This is a genomic window from Novosphingobium sp. fls2-241-R2A-195, from assembly GCF_030209485.1.
GTDB classification, from domain to species: Bacteria; Pseudomonadota; Alphaproteobacteria; order Sphingomonadales; family Sphingomonadaceae; genus Novosphingobium; species Novosphingobium resinovorum.
The window spans coordinates 126,757-144,467 of record NZ_JARVRY010000024.1 but is presented as its reverse complement, the minus strand read 5'-3'; the positions used below and the strand labels follow the sequence as shown (position 1 = coordinate 144,467).

General features: G+C 66.5%; 16 protein-coding genes. 8 read left to right on the top strand and 8 right to left on the bottom strand.

All coding sequences use genetic code 11. The features are described from left to right. Positions 1-52 precede the first annotated feature (52 nt). Both QRN25_RS18515 and QRN25_RS18510 read right to left on the bottom strand, forming a co-directional pair. On the bottom strand, positions 53-2,263 hold the full coding sequence (locus tag QRN25_RS18515; protein WP_285020692.1) for a TonB-dependent receptor: 2,211 nt from the start codon (positions 2,261-2,263) through the stop codon (positions 53-55). Between the two features lie 182 nt (positions 2,264-2,445). Beyond that, positions 2,446-3,105, bottom strand: a complete 660-nt coding sequence (locus tag QRN25_RS18510; protein WP_285020691.1) for a class II aldolase/adducin family protein — start codon at positions 3,103-3,105, stop codon at positions 2,446-2,448. A 112-nt stretch (positions 3,106-3,217) separates the two neighbouring features. Here QRN25_RS18510 and QRN25_RS18505 point away from each other — a divergent pair, with 112 nt between their 5' ends. From QRN25_RS18505 to QRN25_RS18475, 7 genes are read left to right on the top strand one after another with little or no spacing between them, the layout of a single operon-like run. After that, on the top strand, positions 3,218-4,495 hold the full coding sequence (locus tag QRN25_RS18505; RefSeq protein ID WP_271181449.1) for an aromatic ring-hydroxylating oxygenase subunit alpha: 1,278 nt from the start codon (positions 3,218-3,220) through the stop codon (positions 4,493-4,495). Further along, on the top strand, positions 4,488-4,991 hold the full coding sequence (locus QRN25_RS18500) for an aromatic-ring-hydroxylating dioxygenase subunit beta (RefSeq protein ID WP_271181450.1): 504 nt from the start codon (positions 4,488-4,490) through the stop codon (positions 4,989-4,991). The genes QRN25_RS18505 and QRN25_RS18500 overlap by 8 nt, the downstream gene beginning before the upstream one ends. A 17-nt stretch (positions 4,992-5,008) precedes the next feature. Next, the gene (locus tag QRN25_RS18495; protein ID WP_285020690.1) at positions 5,009-5,914 is read left to right on the top strand and encodes a VOC family protein; all 906 of its coding nucleotides are present in this window, start codon (positions 5,009-5,011) and stop codon (positions 5,912-5,914) included. Continuing rightward, entirely contained in the window at positions 5,907-6,653 is a 747-nt protein-coding gene (locus QRN25_RS18490) for an SDR family NAD(P)-dependent oxidoreductase (RefSeq protein WP_285020689.1), read from the top strand. Before QRN25_RS18495 ends, QRN25_RS18490 begins: the two co-directional genes overlap by 8 nt. Positions 6,654-6,672: 19 nt before the next feature. Continuing rightward, positions 6,673-7,521 (top strand): alpha/beta fold hydrolase, encoded by an 849-nt coding sequence (locus QRN25_RS18485; RefSeq protein WP_285020688.1) that lies wholly within the window; start codon positions 6,673-6,675, stop codon positions 7,519-7,521. Further along, entirely contained in the window at positions 7,518-9,122 is a 1,605-nt protein-coding gene (locus tag QRN25_RS18480) for a long-chain fatty acid--CoA ligase (protein WP_285020686.1), read from the top strand. The genes QRN25_RS18485 and QRN25_RS18480 overlap by 4 nt, the downstream gene beginning before the upstream one ends. A 13-nt stretch (positions 9,123-9,135) precedes the next feature. Further along, the gene (locus QRN25_RS18475) at positions 9,136-9,744 is read left to right on the top strand and encodes a TetR/AcrR family transcriptional regulator (RefSeq protein ID WP_285020684.1); all 609 of its coding nucleotides are present in this window, start codon (positions 9,136-9,138) and stop codon (positions 9,742-9,744) included. Between the two features lie 125 nt (positions 9,745-9,869). Here QRN25_RS18475 and QRN25_RS18470 read toward each other — a convergent pair whose 3' ends face one another. Beyond that, positions 9,870-10,613, bottom strand: coding sequence for a MerR family transcriptional regulator (locus QRN25_RS18470; protein ID WP_285020683.1), 744 nt, complete (start codon positions 10,611-10,613; stop codon positions 9,870-9,872). A gap of 126 nt (positions 10,614-10,739) precedes the next feature. On the opposite strand from QRN25_RS18470, the gene QRN25_RS18465 reads away from it, so the two are divergent. Further along, positions 10,740-11,855, top strand: coding sequence for an alkane 1-monooxygenase (locus tag QRN25_RS18465; RefSeq protein WP_285020682.1), 1,116 nt, complete (start codon positions 10,740-10,742; stop codon positions 11,853-11,855). A gap of 128 nt (positions 11,856-11,983) precedes the next feature. Here QRN25_RS18465 and QRN25_RS18460 read toward each other — a convergent pair whose 3' ends face one another. From QRN25_RS18460 to QRN25_RS18440, 5 genes are all read right to left on the bottom strand, one after another. Continuing rightward, the gene (locus QRN25_RS18460; RefSeq protein ID WP_285020681.1) at positions 11,984-12,796 is read right to left on the bottom strand and encodes a tyrosine-protein phosphatase; all 813 of its coding nucleotides are present in this window, start codon (positions 12,794-12,796) and stop codon (positions 11,984-11,986) included. A gap of 94 nt (positions 12,797-12,890) precedes the next feature. Beyond that, complete coding sequence (locus QRN25_RS18455; protein WP_285020680.1) at positions 12,891-13,838, bottom strand: phosphotransferase family protein; 948 nt, start codon at positions 13,836-13,838, stop codon at positions 12,891-12,893. Next, complete coding sequence (locus tag QRN25_RS18450; protein WP_285020679.1) at positions 13,835-14,341, bottom strand: hypothetical protein; 507 nt, start codon at positions 14,339-14,341, stop codon at positions 13,835-13,837. The genes QRN25_RS18455 and QRN25_RS18450 overlap by 4 nt, the downstream gene beginning before the upstream one ends. After that, on the bottom strand, positions 14,338-15,303 hold the full coding sequence (locus QRN25_RS18445; RefSeq protein WP_285020677.1) for a DUF7064 domain-containing protein: 966 nt from the start codon (positions 15,301-15,303) through the stop codon (positions 14,338-14,340). The genes QRN25_RS18450 and QRN25_RS18445 overlap by 4 nt, the downstream gene beginning before the upstream one ends. Before the next feature lie 12 nt (positions 15,304-15,315). Beyond that, positions 15,316-17,682 carry a TonB-dependent receptor gene (locus QRN25_RS18440; RefSeq protein ID WP_285020675.1) on the bottom strand — a complete coding sequence of 789 codons (2,367 nt, stop codon included), beginning with the start codon at positions 17,680-17,682 and terminating at the stop codon, positions 15,316-15,318. Between the last annotated feature and the right edge of the window lie 29 nt (positions 17,683-17,711).

Sequence of the window (17,711 nt, the reverse complement as noted above, 5' to 3'; positions counted from 1 at the left end):
TTCGATCCCTGCGCCACAGTCTCCACCCCATGCCTGCCGGGCCGCCCCCATGCTACATCGCCCAGCCCAGCGTCAGGCCGTAAGTGCGCGGCTGGCCGTAGATGCTGATGACCTGCCCCGGCAGCGCCAGCACCGTGCGGCGATAGTTCACGTCGAAGGCGTTCTGCACCCATGCGCTGAGGCGCCACTGGCCGGTGCGGAAGGTAACCCGCGCGTTGCTCAGCACATAACCGTCTTCCGAGGTGAACGGGATCGTCGTGCCGTAGGCGAGTTCGCCCTGTCCCGGTTCGTGGAAGAAGTCGCTCAGCATCGCCACGTCGCCGTGCAGCGTCAGGTCGCTGTCGCCGCCGGTGTGGATGGTGTAGTCCGAGCTGACGTTGACCGAATGCTTGGGCGCACGCACCATCGTCGTGCCCGAGAAGTCCAGCGCCCCGGTCGAGTAATCGAGGTACTTGGCGTCGGTATAGGCATAAGCCACCGCCACCCGGAAATCGCGGATCGGCTCGATCGTCACATCCAGTTCGGCGCCCTTGATCCGGCTCTTGCCCGCATTGGTGATGAGCGACGGCGTCGATCCGTCCGGCAGCTGCGTGACGCGCGAGACCTGCAGGTTCGAATAGTCGTAGCGGAACACCGCCGCATTCGCCTGCAGCGCGCCGTTCAGCCAGGTGCTCTTCACGCCGATCTCGTACGCCTTGATCTTCTCGGGATCGAAGACTTCGGCCGCCTGCGCCGCCGTCAGCGGGGTGTACTGGTAGCCGCCCGACTTGAAGCCCTTGCTGAAGCTGGCGTAGAAGTTGAGATCGCGGTTGGGCTGGTAGGCCAGCACGAACTTGGGATCGAACGAGGTGAACTTCTTGGTCGGGTTCACCTGATCGAAGTCGGCGCGGACCAGCGGCAGCGTGTCCGTGGTTCGGCCGCCCAGCGTCGCCTTCTTGCGATCTTCGGTATAGCGCGCACCGGCGGTGAACTTGAGTTCGTTGCTGATGTTGAAGGTCGCCTGACCGAACCCGGCGATGCTCTTGGTGTCATAATGGCCGAAGGTCTGGTCGACCGATCCGGCCCCCGCGACGCTGTCCGCGCCGTAGCGGAAGAAGTCCTCGTGGTAGCTCTTGTCCTTGTAGAAGTAGACGCCGACGATCCAGTCGACCAGCCCGCCCAGCGACAGTGCGCCGTCATTGGCAGAAACGAACCGCAGTTCCTGCGAGAACTGCTTGGAGTCCTCGTTGCTGATCTGGCGGATCACGTCGAGGCTGGTGTTATCGAAATCGCGGTCGTCGGTGTACGTCATCTTGCGATAGGACGTGACCGAGACGAAATCGCCCACGTCGGTCGCCCAGTTGATCTTGCCGGTGAAGGCATCGATCTTGCGATCATAGAGCGGATCGGTGGTGTAGTACTGCTTGTAGGGATCGTCCGAAAGCTGCGGCACCAGACCGGCGCGGCCCAGCAGGATGCCGTAGGGATTGGTGGTGCTGCCGATGCTCTCGCCCTGGAACGAGCGGCCGGTGTCGCGCGCGATCTCGCCGATGAGGTCGATCTTGATGGTCGAGGTCGGCTCGATCGCCAGACGCAGGCGGCCGCCCCAGTTGTTGACGCCCTGCGGGTGATTGCCGGTCGTCAGGTTGGTGATGTAGCCCTGCTGCTTGGTACGCCACGCGGCGATGCGGCCCTTGATGGCATCGCCTGCGATCGGGCCAGAAACGGCGCCGAACAGGTTGTAGCTGTCATAGTTGCCGACGCCTGCCTCGGCCTCGGCCTGGAAGTCGTCGGTCGGCCCCTTGGTGATGACGTTGACGGCGCCCGCGATCGTGTTGCGACCGTAAAGCGTGCCCTGCGGCCCCTTCAGCACCTCGACCCGTTCGATATCCTTGAGGGCGCCGAGCACGCCGCCGGTGCGGCCCAGATAGCTCTCGTCCACGAACACGCCGACCGAGGATTCCGAACCCGGATCGAACTGGCGCGTGCCGATGCCGCGAATGTAGAGCTGCGGGCGCGCAGAGCCGAAGCCGCCGGCGTAAAAGCCCGGCACGCGCGGCGCGATGTTGCTGATGTCCATGACGCCGGCGGCGACCAGCGCCTTGCTGTCGAGCGCGGAAATCGTGGCCGGAACGTCCTGCAGGCGTTCGGCACGGCGCTGCGCGGTGACGACGATGTCGCGCGAAGGGTCCGCCGCCGTATCCTGCGCCGCCTGATCCTGAGCAAACGCAACTTGCGGCATGGCGCATGCGGCAAGCAGAATCGTCCTGTACTTCAAGTTCATCCTCTTCCTCCCTCTGTTTGAGGTCCGCCCGGCCACCGTCTGTCGCGGCATCCCGGATTTGGTTGGACCATTTATCAAGCCCGATTCAAAATCGTCAAGCTGTTTATCAATTACGAAATATTTCCGGCAAGGTGTCTTCGAAAAACAATGAATTTTGGGAACGTGGCAACCTCTTCCAATGCCTACATTGAAATGAGCCAGTTCCACATTCTTTCAACGACTCCGCCCGACCAGACCTGCCGTGCGGCCATTTCCTCGGCATTCAGACGGCCGCTTTCGGGGGCGAAGCCCATCATGCGCACGTCGCGCTCGATGCGGGCGGCGTCTTCGAGAAACCAGTTCAACACCGCCGCCTGCTCCAGCGTCTCCCCCGCAACGACGACGCCATTGCCGCGCAGGACGATGGCATTCCCCTCGCCCAGCGCCTCGGCGACGCGCGCCGCCGCGGCATCGTCGCGCAGCAGGCGGGGATCGTCCCACAAGGCGGGGCCCGGTGCGAAGTAAGCGCCGATGCCGTGGCGCGCGGCCGGGACGATCCCTTGCGTGGATAGCGCCATGAGCGCAGGCGGCATCGTCCGGCAGATCCCGCCAACGTCGGCGCGCCGCGCATAGATCGCCTGATGCACGCGCACTTCGCCCAGCACGCCTTCCGGCAACGGCCCCGATATCGGCACGACGACGCCCGGCTCGTCCGAAACCAGCCCCATCGGCATTGCCGCGCAGACAAGGAAACTTCCTCCATCGAGCCGCGCCGAGCAATGCCCATAGGCATGCGCCAGCCCGCTGCGCCCCAGCGCCCGCGCGGCCTTGCGCACCAGATCTTGCCGGGCATTCGCCTCCATCGATCTCTCCCGCGTTGCCGGGTGTTGACCCCGGGATCATCGCTTCTTACAAACCAAGTGCTCGGTTTGTTGATTCGTCTTGTAGCCGGGCCAATACGGGAGTCAACACGACATGGAGAGGATAACGACCGGGATCATCGATGATCCGGCGTCCAACAGGTTTCTCGTGCCGCGCCGGGTCTTCACCGACCGGGCGGTTTTCGAACGGGAATATGCGGCGATATTCGACACTTGCTGGCTGTACCTCGGCCACGCATCCGAGCTGCCCGCGCCCGGCAGCTTCGTGACGCGCAAGGTGGCGCGGCGCCCGATCCTGTTCACCCGCGACCGCGACGGCGAATTCCACGCGCTGTTCAACGCCTGCCCCCATCGCGGCGCCACCGTATGCCGCGAACGCAGCGGCAAGTCGCCCGCGTTCATGTGCCTCTACCACGGCTGGACTTTCGGTTCGGATGGGCACCTCAAGACGCTGCCCGGCTCCTCCGGCTATCCCGAGGGCTTCAAGACCGACCCGCAGAAGCAGATGGTCCACGTGCCGCGCATGGAGCGCTTCGGCGACTTCTTCTTCATCAGCTTCGCACGCGACGGCGAGGATCTGGCGACGTATCTCGCGGGCGCGGGCGACTACCTCAAGCTGGTCTCCGAGCATTCCGCCAGCGGCATGCAGATCGTCGGCGGCACGCAGGAATATGCGATCCGGGGCAATTGGAAGCTGCTCTCCGAAAACAGCTTCGACGGCTACCATGCGGCCTGCAACCACTCGACTTATCTGGAATACCTCAAGAGCGCGAACGGCGCCCTCTCCGCCACGCCGCTGGCGGGCGAGGCGTTCGACCTTGGCAACGGCCACGCCGTCGTCGAATATTCCGCGCCCTGGGGCCGCCCGATCGCCAGTTGGGTGCCGCTGTGGGGCGAGGAAGGCAAGGCCGAGATCGACGGTGTCTACGCCGAACTTGTCAGCCGCGTGGGCGCCCCGCGCGCCGACCGTATTGCGCGCAAGAACCGCAACATGGTGATCTTCCCCAACCTGGTGGTGAACGACATCATGGCGATCACCGTGCGCACCTATTTCCCCACCGCGCCCGACTACATGGAGATCAACGCCTGGGCCCTCGCCCCGCGCGAGGAAAGCGAGTGGCGGCGCAAGTACCGGCTTTACAACTTCACCGAATTCCTCGGCCCCGGCGGCTTCGCGACGCCCGACGACGTGGAAGCGATCGAGAAGTGCCAGCAGGGCTACGCCACCGCGGGCGACGCGCTCTACAACGACATCTCCAAGGGCATGATCCGCTCCGACGCCCCCTCGTTCGACGACGAGGCGCAGATGCGCTGCTTCTGGCGCGAATGGGACCGCCGGGTCACGGCGGCGAAAGTGATGGCCGATGCCTGAGATGATCGACGATACCCTGATGCTGCGCCTGCGCGTGGAAGACCTGCTGTTCGAGGAGGCCGACCTGCTCGACAGCTGGCGGCTCAAGGAATGGCTGGCGCTCTACACCGAAGACGCCTGGTATCACGTGCCGCCCAGCGACGTGGACGGCGATACCGCCGATCCCGACACCTCGCTGTTCTACATCATCGACGATGCCGTGCGCATGCGCGAGCGGGTGTCGCGCCTGTCCAAGATCGGCGCGCATTCCGAGCACCCGCGATCGAAAGTGCGCCACATCGTGTCCAACGTGCGCGTCCGCCGCGACGGCGCGGTGATCCGGGCGCGGTCCTCGTTCATCATCTACCGCAGCAAGGACATTACCAGCGACGCCTTCGTCGGCCACTACATCCACGAGATCGTCGAGCGGGACGGCGCCTTGCGTATCGCGGGCAAGAAGTGCGTCCTCGACATGGAAGCGCTGCGTCCACACGCGCGCATCAGCATCATCCTCTGACCGGCGGGAGAGACGCCATGGACCATCCCCTTCGCTTCGCCCGGCTGGGCTACTGCCGCCTGCACGCGCCCGATCTGGAGCGCAGCATCGGCTTCTACCGCGACGTCGTCGGCCTGACGCTGGCCCGGCGCGACGACACCGAGGCATGGCTGCGCTGCGGCGACAAGCCCTACGACATCGTGCTGGGCCAGGGCCCGGCGGGCCTTGCCGCCGTGGGCTTCGAGGTGGAGGGCGAGGCCGATCTCGACCGCGCCCACGCCATCGCGCAAGACCTCGACCTCTCGCCCCACTGGGCCGACGAGGCAACATGCACGCGCATGCAGGTGCGCCGTTCGCTGCGCTTCACCGACCCGATCACCGGGATGGAGATCGACTTCTTCACAGGGCCTGCAGTGACGGACGAACCGCTGTCCTCGCAGCTGACCAAGATCGTGCGCATGGGCCATGTCGTCATCAACGTGCATGACCTGAATGCTGCGCACAATTTCTGGGTGGAGGCGCTTGGCTTCGCAGTGTCGGACCGGGTGGAGGGCATGGCCGAATGGCTGCGCTGCTGGCCCAATCCGCTGCATCACAGCCTGGCCCTGTTGCAGAGCCCGACCGGCGCCAATACGCTGCACCACGTCAACTTCATGGTGACGGACATCGACGATATCGGCCAGGCCATGAACCGCCTCAAGGGCGCCGAAGTACCGATCGTGTTCGGGCCGGGCCGTCACCTGCCCTCGACCAGCGTGTTCCTCTATTTCCTGGACCCTGACGGCAACAGCGCCGAGTTCAGCTTCGGCATGGAACTGTTCGAGGAACAGGGCGCGCGGGGGCCTCGCGAACTGGAGCACAAGGCCGAAGTCATGGACACCTGGGGTGGCCGCCCCGACCCGCGCTTTGGCAAGGGCAGCCCGGTGCTCGCGCGCCATGGCTGACGGACCGCTGGCCGGACAAGTCGCCATCGTCACCGGCGCGGGGCGCGGGATCGGCCGCGCCATCGCGCAGCGGCTGCGGGCGGACGGCGCGCGGCTCGTGCTGGCCGATCTCTCGCTCGATGTTGCCGAAGCGCTGGCCGGGGAACTCGACGGGATCGGCTGCGGTGGCAATCTGGCGCAGGAGGCGGTCGCCCGCGCCCTCGTCGATACCGCGCTGGACACGCACGGCCGGATCGACATTCTGGTGAACAACGCGGGCGGCGGCATCATCGCGCCGTTCCTTTCGCATACGCCCGAAACCTTGCGAGAAACAGTGGACCGCAACTTGTGGTCGGCGCTCTGGATGTGCTGGCTGGCGCTGCCGCACATGAAGCAGGCCGGGTACGGGCGCATCGTCAACATCGGCGCGGATTCGGTGCGCAACGGCCTTGTCGATCATGCAGCATACAATGCAGCAAAAGGCGGCGTGCATGGCCTTACGACCGGTCTCGCCCGCGAATTCGCGCAAGGTGGGATCACCGTCAACACCGTCGCCCCCTGCGCCGTGCGCACCGAACAGTACGACGAGATCGAGGCGGTGAACCCCGATCTCATCCGCAAGGTCGTCGAGGTCATCCCGATGGGCCGCCCCGGCACCGTCGAGGAAGTCGCCTCGATGGTCGCCCACCTTGCCAGTCCCGCCGCCGCGTTCGTGACCGGACAGGTCATCAGCGTCAACGGCGGCACCACCATGCTATAAGCCTTCTGGGAGAACGATGATGAGCACGGATTCCGCAACCTTGAGCAACCCCGAGATCGGCGAGCGCGTCGACGTGGGCGGCATCGGCACCAACTATATCGTGGCGGGTGAAGGCGATCCGCTGATCCTCATCCACGGCTCCGGTCCCGGCGTTACCGCCTATGCCAACTGGCGCGGCGTGATCCCCGATCTGGCGCAGCATTTCCGCTGCTACGCGCCCGATACGCTGGGGTTCGGCTACACCGATTTCCCCGAGGACATCGCCGGGTTCGACATGGACCGCTGGATCGCGCACCTGACCGGCTTCATGGACGCGCTGGGCATCGAACGCGCGCACTTCATCGGCAACAGCTATGGCGGCGCGCTGGCGCTGGCGCTGGCCACGCGGCACCCCGAGCGGGTCGGCCGTCTGGTGCTGATGGGCGCGGCGGGCGTGCACTTCAAGGTGACGGAGGGCCTGCGCAAAGTCTGGGGCTACGAACCCTCGGTCGAGGCAATGCGCGACCTCATGACCACTTTCGCCTTCGACCCCGCGCTGGTGAAGGACGAGATCGTGCGATCCCGCTTCGAGGCCAGCGTGCGCCCCGGCGCGCAGGAGGCGTTCTCCAGCCTGTTCCCCGAGCCGCGCCAGCGCTGGCTGGAAGCCCTCGCCACCGACGAGGCCAAGCTGGCCGCGCTGCCGCATGAAGTCCTGATCGTCCACGGCCGCGAGGACGTGATCGTCCCGCATGCCGTGTCGGAGCGCTTCCACCAGCTCTTCCCCAACAGCGAACTGCACCTGTTCGGCCAGTGCGGCCACTGGACGCAGATCGAAAAGCGCGAGCGTTTCGTGGCGCTGGTGACACCGTTCCTGCGGGGGCCGCAATGACCATACCCGGCTCGATGCAGGCGCGCCCACTCGCCATCATCGACATATTGCGCTTTGCTGCGGGCGCGCACGCGACGCGCGAGATCGTCTCGCGCAACGTGGACGAGCCACTGTGGCGCTACGACTATGCCGCCTGCCTGCGCCGCGCCGCGCAGGCGGCGGGGATGCTGGCCGCCGTGGGCGTCGCCTCGGGGGACCGGGTGACGTCGCTGGCGTGGAACACGCACCGGCATTTCGAGCTGTTCTTCGCGGTCCCCGGCATGGGCGCGGTGCTGCACACCGCCAACCCGCGCCTGCCCGACGAGCATCTGGTCTACACCATCAACCATGCGGGCAGCCGCGTGCTGCTGCTGGACCGCAACATGGCGGCGACAGTCGCGCGCATCCGCGACCGGCTGGAGCATGTCGAACACCTGATCGTGCTGTCCGACCGGCCCTGCGACGGCATCGAAAGCTACGAAGCGCTCATCGCCTCGCACCCGGACGCGCTGGACTGGCCCAGCTTCGATGAAAATGCTGCGGCCTTCCTGTGCTACACTTCGGGCACCACGGGCGATCCCAAGGGCGTGCTCTATTCGCACCGCTCGACCGTGCTGCATGCGCTGGCCGGCGGGCTGTCGGGCAGCATGGGGTTCAGCGCCTTCGACGTGGTGATGCCGTGCCAGTCGCTCTACCATGCGACGGCGTGGGGCCTGCCGTTCGCAGGGGCCATCAACGGGGTCAAGTTCGTGCTCCCGGCCGACCGCATGGACGGCGCCTCGCTCGACGAACTGGTCCGCACCGAGGGCGTCACCTTCTCCGGCGGGGTGCCGACGATCTGGACGATGTACCTCGACCACCTCGACCGCACCGGGGGAGACACCGGCACGCTGGAGCGCGTGTTCATCGCCGGATCGGCGGTGCCGCGCGACATGGCGGTGGCCTTCGACCGGCGCGGCGTCGCGGTGCGCCAGATGTGGGGCATGACCGAGACGAGCCCGCTAGGCGTCGTCTCCGCGCTCACCCCCGCCCTCGCCGAGCTTGGCGAGGAGGACGCGCGCGAACGGATCTGGACGCGGCAGGGACGCATGCTGTTCGGGATCGAGATCGAGATCGTCGATGCGGAAGGCGCGCCGCTGCCCCACGATGGCGAGACCTCCGGCGCGCTGATGGTGCGCGGACCGTGGGTGCTGGACCACTACTACCGCACCGAGGAAAGCGCCTGCGACGCGCAGGGCTGGTTCGATACCGGCGATATCGCCACGATCGACCGCTTCGGCTTCATGCGCATCACCGACCGCACCAAGGACGTCATCAAGTCCGGCGGCGAGTGGATCAGTTCGGTCGATCTTGAGAACACCGCCGCAGGCTGCCCCGGCGTGAAGGTCGCCGCCGTCGCCGGGGTGCCGCATCCCAAGTGGGAGGAGCGCCCGATCCTGCTGGTCGAGGCGCACGAAGGCGTCGCGCTGTCCGAGGCGCAAGTGCTCGATCATCTGTCCGCACGGGTGGCGAAATGGTGGATGCCCGACCGCGTGATCTTCGCAAGCGTGCCGCTGACCGCTACGGGCAAGATCGACAAGAAGGTGATCCGCGACACCTATCGCGATATCCTTGCCAGTTGAGGAGGACCCGCGATTGCCGACCGAAACGAAACCACGCCGCACCCAGGCCGAACGCAGCGAAGCGATGCGCGCCCGGCTTGCCGCCGCCGCGTACGAGACGATCGCGCAAGGCGGCTTCAATGCTCTGCGCATGCGCAACGTGGCGCAGGCGGCGGGCGTCTCGCAAGGGGCGCTGATGCACCACTTCCCGGACAAGAACGCGCTGGTCCTCGCCGCCGTGGAGCAGGCGCTGGCGCTGGCCGAGCAGGACAGCGGCGTCGGCGACCTCGCGCCCGATGCATCGCCCGAAGCGGTGCTGCGCGCGCTCCTGGACGACCTGCACGGGTTCTTCTTCAGCGACCGCTTCTGGGTGGCCATCGGCATGACCATGGAAGCGGCCAAGGATGCGGCGTTCTACCCCGTCCTGCGCGGCAGTGTCAGCGGGCTGCGCACGCCGGTCTATGAAGGCTGGAAAAACCGCCTCGCCACTGCGGGATGGAGCGAGGAGGAAGCACAGGCAGCGGTGCGCTCGGCGGCGGCGATGATCTCGGGCTTCTCGATCCGCCGCTTCTGGGCGGAACCCGATGCGCTGGAGGAAACCCTGACGCAGCAGTGGATCGCCGAACGGCTGGCGCGGCGCTGAACCCACCGTCGTCATTGCGAGCGCAGCGAAGCAATCCAGGGCGGCCTTGAACTGCCCTGGATTGCTTCGCTGCGCTCGCAATGACGAAAGACGGGGACGACGAAAGACGGGGACGACAAAGAGGTTCAGCCCTTCGCGCGAGGCGCGCGGGGCAGCTTCTTCACCTTGATCCCGGCGCCGTCGCGGGTGCGCTCGCCGATCATGCGCAGGAACGCGCGCTGGCGCAGGATGCCGAAGAAATCGAGCATCGAGGGCAGCGCCACTTCCAGCATCGCCGCCGCCTCGTCTTCGCCCATCTGGCCTTCGACTTGTTCGAGGAACAGCTTCGCCTCGTTCGCCGCGACGAATTCGGACGCCTTGACGTAGTAGTCGAGGATGTCGGGCGGGAAGCCGTGCTCCTCGTCGAAGCCGACGCTGCGCATGCGGCTCCAGATGTTGAGCAGTTCGGCGTCGGTGATGCTGATCATCGGGCCGTCCTCGCCCTCGGCCAGTTCGATGATCTCCAGCTTCGCCAGCGCGCGGGCATCGCCCGGCGCCTTGGGGTTTTGTTCCGCGAGCGCCGCCAGCGACAGGTAGCCCTTGCGCACGCCGACGCGGCCGGACACCAGTTCCTCCAGATGGCCGAGCGCGTTGGCACCGATCTGCGTCGTGCCGTTCTGCCCGCTGAGCGCCGCCTTGATCTGCGGCAGGGTCATGCGCGAATCCTGCTGCAGCTTGCGCACCGCGAGAATCGCGCGGACGTGCTCCTCGCCGTAATCGGCGACGTTGCGGGCCGGACGGTGCGGATCGGGGAGCAGCCCGGCACGGAACAGCACGCGGATGGTTTCGCGGTTCACACCGGTACGGGCTTCCAGATCACGCATTTTCATGGGCCTTCCATACGCATTCCAAGCGGGAATGTCTTGGCCGACCGAGATGCAATTTCACGGATTGCCATAACGCATTTTTTGCGTATAGATATAACGCAATTATTGAGCATTCCTGTGGAGAGGAACATGGACTACTCGCGCTACTATCTGGGCGTGCTTTTGCAGGTGGCGGTGATCGCCAGCTTCATCGTCGGCGGGCCGTGGGTCTGGGTCGGCATCGCCAGCCTGCCCGCGTTCGGCCTTGTCGACAGCGTGCTGCCCAACGACTTTCGCGCCCGCCGCATCCGGCATGAAGGGCTGGTCGAGATCCCCGTGTGGCTCTGCGCGCTGCTGGGTCCGGTGATCTACCTTGCCGCCGCTTACTGGGCCGCGCGCAATCCCGGCGCGAGCGGGTGGGAATATGCAGGCGTCATCGCCTCGTGCGCGTGGCTGAGCGTGATCCCGCTGGTTCCCGCCACGCACGAACTCTACCACCAGCGCGGCAAGCTGCGCCGCCTTGTCGGCCGGTACTGCCAGGTCTGCTACCTCGATGCGACGCGCGAGATCGCGCATGTGGTGGGCCATCACATCCACGTCGCCACCACGCTCGACGGCGACACCGCGCCGCGCGGCACCAGCCTCTACGCCTTCACCCCGCGCGCGGTGGTGGAGAGCACGAAGGAAGCCTGGCGCTCGGAAAGCGACAATCTGGAGAAGATGGGCAAGGGCCGCTGGTCGATCGGCCACCGCGTATACCGCGCGGCGCTGGTGCTGCTGGCGTTCCACGCGATCCTGTTCGCGATCGGCGGCTGGCGCGCGAATGCGGTGGCGCTGGCCGGGATGATCGGCGCGCGCTTCTGGATCGAAAGCTTCAACTACTTCCAGCACTACGGCCTCATCCGCGTGCCGGGCACCCAGATCGACCGCCGCCATGTGTGGAACCATCTGAAGCCGATCTCGCGCGTGATGGGCTTCGAGATCACCAACCACGCCGATCACCACACCAACAGCTTCGCGGCGTTCTACGAACTGGTGCCCGATCGGCAGTGGATTCCGATGCCGAGCGTGTTCGTGTGCTTCTTCTCGGCGCTGATCCCGCCCTTGTGGCACCACAAGGTCATCATGCCCGCGCTGCGCCGCTGGGACAACGAGATGGCCTCTCCCGCCGAGCGCGAACTGGCGCGGGAACAGAACCGCCGTGCCGGATGGCCCGACTGGTTCGAGGACAAGCCCGTAGCCGAAGGACAGATGGCGGCGGCGTAACACGTAGCCCTCTCTCCTTCAGGGGAGAGGGTTGGGAGAGGGGCATGGGCGTTGCGCTGCCCCTCTCAACTGCGGCTAGTCAGCAAGCTGACAAGCCTTCGTATCTCTCCCCTGAAGGGGAGAGATCATCACACCGTCAGGCGCGTGCCGATCCGGTCCATGGATCCCGACGGAAGCCCCGCCATCGCCTCAAGGTAAGCGGCGGGGCTTTCGCTGATCTCGCCGATCTTGGCGAGGCCGGCTTCCAGATACTCCGGCCGCACCGACATGGCTTCCTCCAGCACCCATTGCGAACCGCGAGCACGATCCTTGCCGAGCAGGGCGTCGAGCCCGGACTCGATGCGCTCCGGTCCCATGGCGTTGGTCAGCAGGTAGTCGTGGAACACGTCGTCGCGGTGGACGCCGAGCGCCAGTTGCACCAGCGCGACCGCCAGCCCGGTGCGGTCCTTTCCGGCGAAGCAGTGGATCAGCGTGGCGCCGTCGTCCTGTTCGAGCGCGGTCACCAGATGGCCCATGGATTCGCGAAAGCGTGGGCTGTCGGGCAGGATGCGGTAGATCCGCGTCATATGCGCGACGACTTCCTCGATCGTCGTCATCTTCAGGAACGCGGCGACGGCGTGGGGGATCGTCTCGTCATGGGCGGTCGCCCGGCGGATCGCACCGGCATAGCCGTCGAAGGCCCCGCCCCTTTCGAGCGTGCACTCCGAACCGGCGCGCAAGTCGATGATCGTCGCCACGCCGAGCGCGGACAGGATGCCCTCGAACCCCGCCCCCGCCGCTTCGAGCTGGCCCGAACGCAGCAGGCGCCCGGGCTTGAGCCGGGCGCCGGTGGCGGTGGCATAACCGCCGAAGTCACGCAGGTTGTGGACGGGCGAGCCCGCCGGAAACGCGCCCTGAAGAACCGGGGGGGTGCCGGTGGCCGGCTGGCTGTTCGATGTCATCACGCAAGAATCCCGTTGCTGGATTTCGAGGGGCCTTCTGGCAGCTTCGGCGCCTCGGGGTCAACGAAATGGTACATGGATTTACGATTTCTCGTCAGTGCCGCCCCTTCTCCAGCAGTGCGGTCAGGTGGCTCAGCACCACATGGGCGGAGGTCGCCAGCCAGCTGAGCAGCGCGTCCTGATGGTTGTTGCCGTCGCGCGCGGCAGTGAGGCAGCTGGAGAGGTCGATCACCGCGCATTTCCACGCGGCGAGCACGTCGTAGAAGAACAGCGCGGCCGGATCGACGGTGCGGCCCGAGGCATTTTCATAGGCGGACAGGAATTCGTCGCGCCGGAACAGGCCCGATATCATCGTCTCGCCATCGGCACCCCGGTTGGCGAAGATGGGCTGGAGGTTCCAGGCGAGGTCCTCGTGAAAATCGCCGACATGGGCGAGTTCCCAGTCGAGGATCGCGGTGACTGCGCCGCCCACTGGGTCCGGCATGGCAAAGTCCGGCAGGGCGGCGGCGCGATAGTCGAAGCCGTGGATGCGCACGAGGTTGTCGATGAAGGCGGGCGCCAGTAGCGCGATCCAGTGCGCGTCGAAATCGGTGCGCAGACCCGATACGGAAGCGGCGGCCTGCGGGGGCTTGGCGACGCCGGGCACGAACGTCGTCACCAGCGCGGGCAGGCCGAAGGTGGCGCCGTCGATATCGGCATGGCGCACCTCGGGCACCGGCACGACGCCGTGCATCGCACGCAGCACCTGATCCTCGCGGCGGCGGCAGGTCTCGATCAGGCCCTCCAGCGGGTCCATGCGCAGGACGAGGCGCTCGCCGCCGTGATCGAACACGAACTGCTCCTTGGAAGCCCCGCCCGCCATGCGCCGCAGGCCCGAGATGCTGCCGGGGCCATACAGGCTTTCGAGCGAGGCGGTGACTTGCGCGATGCTGCGCGGGATATAGGGACCGGTGAGGCGGCGGGCCTTCTTCTCCTCAAGGATGGCGAAGATGCGAGGCTCGATGGTCACGCAGGTATCGGTGGTTTCAGCAGTCAGGATCACCGGGCGGTCTCCATGGTCAGGTCCGCGATGCTATGCAGTTCGGCGGGGTTGAGATCGAAACCGCTGGCGGCGAACCACGAACGATCGCGCAGCGACTGCCGCGTGCTGAAGGCGAGGACGCCGCGGTGCAGCGCCTCGCGGAAACCGGGTTCGCCATCGCGCGCTGCGGCGCGCACGAGGCTATCGGTCGCGCGCATCATCGCCTTGTAGCGCGCTTCCGCCCCGCCGCCCGGTGCGCGCGCCTCGGCCAGATCGGCGGCGGCGGCGCGGGTGGCCGGGCCGCCGGAGGGCGCCAGCCCCTCCAGCGTCGCCTCGAGATCGGCAAGGCAGGTGCGCGCGTAGCTTTCCGCCTTGTTCCACTGGATCGCCAGCAGCCGCAGGTGCCCGACGATCAGCGCCGCCTGCTCTGCGGCCAGGCTGTTGAGCGGATCGATCGCCGGGCGCACCACGTCCTCCATGGCGCGCACCATCGAGGCGATCCTGAGGTCGATGTCAGGCGTCATGCCAGATCGCTGCGCAGGCGATTGAGCGGGAAGCCCTCCAGATAAGTCCCCACGCCGATCGCCCCGTCGCTGCGGTGCCAGCGCGCCATCGTGATCGGCGAGAGGTTGTTGCCGTAAGGCACCCACGGGTGATGGACCAGCACGGAGCCCGAGACGGTATGTTCGCGGTCGTCGCGATCGACGATCGTCATCTCCATCGTCGTGGGGAACAGACCCGGCCGGTGCGTGCGGACCGAGCCCGCCTTGGCCCCGCGCACTTCGCCGCCCACCAGCGCATAGCCGTGCTTGAAGACGTGCTGCTGCCCCACCGGCGCGGTGCGATCGACCGAGAAGATGCCGTGGAGCGCCAGCCCGTCATCGAAATGGGCATTGGCCCACAGGATCGGATGGAAGCCGTTCTCCGGACGCGGCCCCCAGCTGTGGTCCATGGTCGAGACGCAGTCGATCGCATGGGTCCGCCCGCCCAGCGAGAGCGAGCCCTTCATCCGCACCGTCATGTCGAAGTGCGCCGAATAGGCCGTCCCGAAGCCCGAGTTCGCCACGGCCGCCGCCGCGTCCGCCACGGCCATCGGGTCCATCGCGGGGTCGTGGATGTCGTAGGGCTCCATCAGCGCACTGGCCTCGATATGCAGCTTCACGCCGCCCGCATCATAGTCGAGCACGTAGTCGCGGATCGAGGCGGCCTTGAACGACAGGCCGGTTTCCAGGCGGAAGTCCTCGGCTCTGTCCACCAGCGGGTTGTGGTTGATGAGGTCGATGTAGACCGCATCGTCAGCGCTGAACCCTGCGCGGTCGATGATCTCGATGTCGCTCACCGTCGCGCCCACTCCGGCGCGGTGGACGATGTAGATGAAGCCGAAGATGTTGGCCTCGGGAATGTAGAAGTTGAAGTATCCGGTCTCCGCCCAGTCGGCGCGGCTGACGTCGGGAAGGTGCAGGCGGGTGTCCGCATCGGTAATCATGCGTCTCTCTCCTTAAAAGCGGTAGCTGAAGGTGGCGCCGTAGGTCGCGGGGCGGCCGGTGTAGCGAACGTAGACGTCCTGGGTCTGGAACGCGCTGGTCCAGTAGTACTTGTTGAAGACGTTGCGGCCCCAGACCGAAAAGCGCCAGCTGTCGTCCGGCGCGTGCACACCGGCGCGCAGGTCGACCAGCGTATAGGCCCGGATCGCCAGCTGCGGGATGTCGCCGATGCTCGCGGTGGTGCGGCTGTTGTAGTTCGCCGAGGCCCCGACGAAGCCCTGCATCGAGGCCGTCAGCGGGAAATCATACCCCGCATCCGCCACCACCGACCACTTGGGCGAGAACGGGAAGCGCGCGCCCGAAAAGTCCGCCAGCTCGCCCGACTGGTTGAAGCCCGTGAACCGCGTGATCTCGGTATCGAGATAGGTCCCCGCCACGTTCAGGTGCAGGCCGTCCGCAGGCTGGATCACCACTTCGAGTTCGGCGCCCTTCACCCGCGACTTGGGCACCTGCACCAGCGCGTCGAGCGGCCCGAAGATCTGGTCGAGGATGCGGCCGCGCAGCTGCTTGTCCTTGTAATCGTAGTAGAACACCGCGCCGTTCAGCTGCACCGCATGGTCGAACAGCGGCTGCTTGAAGCCCACTTCGTAAGCGGTGATCGATTCCTGCGCGACCGGCGCGAGTTCCTTGGCGGTGGCGGGCGCGACGGTCGGGAAGCTGCCCGCCTTGTAGCCCCGGCTGACGGTGGCGTAGATCAGCCCGCGATTGCCGGTCTTGTAATTGACGCCCGCCCGCCACGACAGGTTGTCCTCGTTCAGCTTGGCCTTGAGCGGGGTGATGAGCGGAAAGCCCTCGGCAGTCAGCGAATAGCACTGGCCCTCGGCGATCGGCACAACCGGCTGTCCGGGGCGGATCAGCGTCTGCAGGAATTCGAAGATCGGCGCGAAGCTCTCGTTGCCGCCCGGCCCCGGCCCGACGAGCGCACAGCTGGCATTGTCGCGGCGGCTGTCGGTATAGCGCAGGCCCGCCTGCACCGTCAGGTTCGGGATCACCTCGTACTCGACATTGGCGAAAAGCGCCGCTGTCTTGATGAGGGAATCGTTGACCGGAGAGACGTTGCCGCCTTCCATCGGCCCGACGTAGTGCGTCGTCGCATCGGTGGCGTAATAGGTCGCGTGATCGCGCGTCTTGTCGCGCTGGTAATTGGCGCCGACGATCCAGCGCAGCCCCGCACTCGTGCCGGTCAGGCGCAGTTCCTGCGACAGCGAGGTGACTTTGCCGTCGGTCAGGATGTCAGCGATCTGCAGCGGCGTCGCGTCGTAGTCCTGCAAGGACTCGGTGCGATAGTGATTGTAGGCCGAGATCGAGGTGAGCGTGACCGTATCGCTCAGGTCGTAATCGACGCGCAGGCTCGCCTGGACGAAGCGGTCGTCGTGCTTCAGCGGGAACAGGTCGGTGGTCCAGTCGGCCGAGCGCGAGGTCAGCGGCTGCGGCGGCAGGGCGCGGATCGGCGCCTCGTTGGGATTGCCGGGCGCGCTGATGAAAGTCTCGGTGCGCTGCGGCGCCTGCGAGTCCGATTTGTCGAGCCAGCCGTTGACGTTGAGCGCCACCTTCAGCGTATCGGTCGGCTGCCAGTCGAGCAGCAGGCGGGCCTGCGTCTCGCGCCGGTTGCCCAGTTCGTCGCCGCTGCTGCTGCTCTTCTGCCACGGCCCGCTGCGGATGGCGCGGGCCGAGAAGCGCGCCAGCAGGTTGGGCGTGATCGGCCCGCTGACGAAGCCCTGCGCATCGATCGTGTCGAAGCGCGAATAGCTGAGATCGGCGCCCGCCTGGAAATCCTGCGTCGGCTTGGCCGCCACGAAGTTGATCGCGCCGCCGGTGGTGTTCTGGCCGAAGAGCGTGCCCTGCGGGCCCTTGAGCACCTCGACCCGCGCCACGTCGAGCGCGGCGGCCTTGGTCATGGCGCTGAACGGCAGCGGCACTTCGTCGGTATAGACCGCCACGGTCGGCGGCGTGGCGAGCGAGAACTCGACGAAGCCGATGCCGCGCAAGGTGTAGATCGGAGTGTTGAACGGCGACGGCTGCGCGGTCAGGCCCGGCACGATCTTGGCGAGGTCGGCGGTGCTGGAAATCCCCGCCTGAAGCAGTTGCTCGCCCGAGGCCGCGGTGATCGACAGCGGCACTTCGTTGATCGACTGCGAGCGCTTCTGCGCCGTCACGATGATCTCGGCGATGCCGGAAGACGGCGGCGGCGCGGTTTCGCTGGCCTGCGGCTCGGTGGCCTGAGATCCGGCGGTTTGCGCCCAGCCCGGCATCGGCGCAAGGGCGCTGGACGCAAGAAGGAGCCGGGCAAAACGCCCGTTGCACGCGAATGCTCTGTTCATGATGTTCTCCCAATACTTTGTTCTGGTTT

Excerpts from the sequence above, each read along its gene's own strand:
- QRN25_RS18515 (WP_285020692.1), bottom strand. The coding sequence starts at position 2,263 with ATGAACTTGAAGTACAGGACGATTCTGCTTGCCGCATGCGCCATGCCG.
- QRN25_RS18510 (WP_285020691.1), bottom strand. The coding sequence starts at position 3,105 with ATGGAGGCGAATGCCCGGCAAGATCTGGTGCGCAAGGCCGCGCGGGCG.
- QRN25_RS18505 (WP_271181449.1), top strand. The coding sequence starts at position 3,218 with ATGGAGAGGATAACGACCGGGATCATCGATGATCCGGCGTCCAACAGG.
- QRN25_RS18500 (WP_271181450.1), top strand. The coding sequence starts at position 4,488 with ATGCCTGAGATGATCGACGATACCCTGATGCTGCGCCTGCGCGTGGAA.
- QRN25_RS18495 (WP_285020690.1), top strand. The coding sequence starts at position 5,009 with ATGGACCATCCCCTTCGCTTCGCCCGGCTGGGCTACTGCCGCCTGCAC.
- QRN25_RS18490 (WP_285020689.1), top strand. The coding sequence starts at position 5,907 with ATGGCTGACGGACCGCTGGCCGGACAAGTCGCCATCGTCACCGGCGCG.
- QRN25_RS18485 (WP_285020688.1), top strand. The coding sequence starts at position 6,673 with ATGAGCACGGATTCCGCAACCTTGAGCAACCCCGAGATCGGCGAGCGC.
- QRN25_RS18480 (WP_285020686.1), top strand. The coding sequence starts at position 7,518 with ATGACCATACCCGGCTCGATGCAGGCGCGCCCACTCGCCATCATCGAC.
- QRN25_RS18470 (WP_285020683.1), bottom strand. The coding sequence starts at position 10,613 with ATGAAAATGCGTGATCTGGAAGCCCGTACCGGTGTGAACCGCGAAACC.
- QRN25_RS18465 (WP_285020682.1), top strand. The coding sequence starts at position 10,740 with ATGGACTACTCGCGCTACTATCTGGGCGTGCTTTTGCAGGTGGCGGTG.
- QRN25_RS18460 (WP_285020681.1), bottom strand. The coding sequence starts at position 12,796 with ATGACATCGAACAGCCAGCCGGCCACCGGCACCCCCCCGGTTCTTCAG.
- QRN25_RS18450 (WP_285020679.1), bottom strand. The coding sequence starts at position 14,341 with ATGACGCCTGACATCGACCTCAGGATCGCCTCGATGGTGCGCGCCATG.
- QRN25_RS18445 (WP_285020677.1), bottom strand. The coding sequence starts at position 15,303 with ATGATTACCGATGCGGACACCCGCCTGCACCTTCCCGACGTCAGCCGC.
- QRN25_RS18440 (WP_285020675.1), bottom strand. The coding sequence starts at position 17,682 with ATGAACAGAGCATTCGCGTGCAACGGGCGTTTTGCCCGGCTCCTTCTT.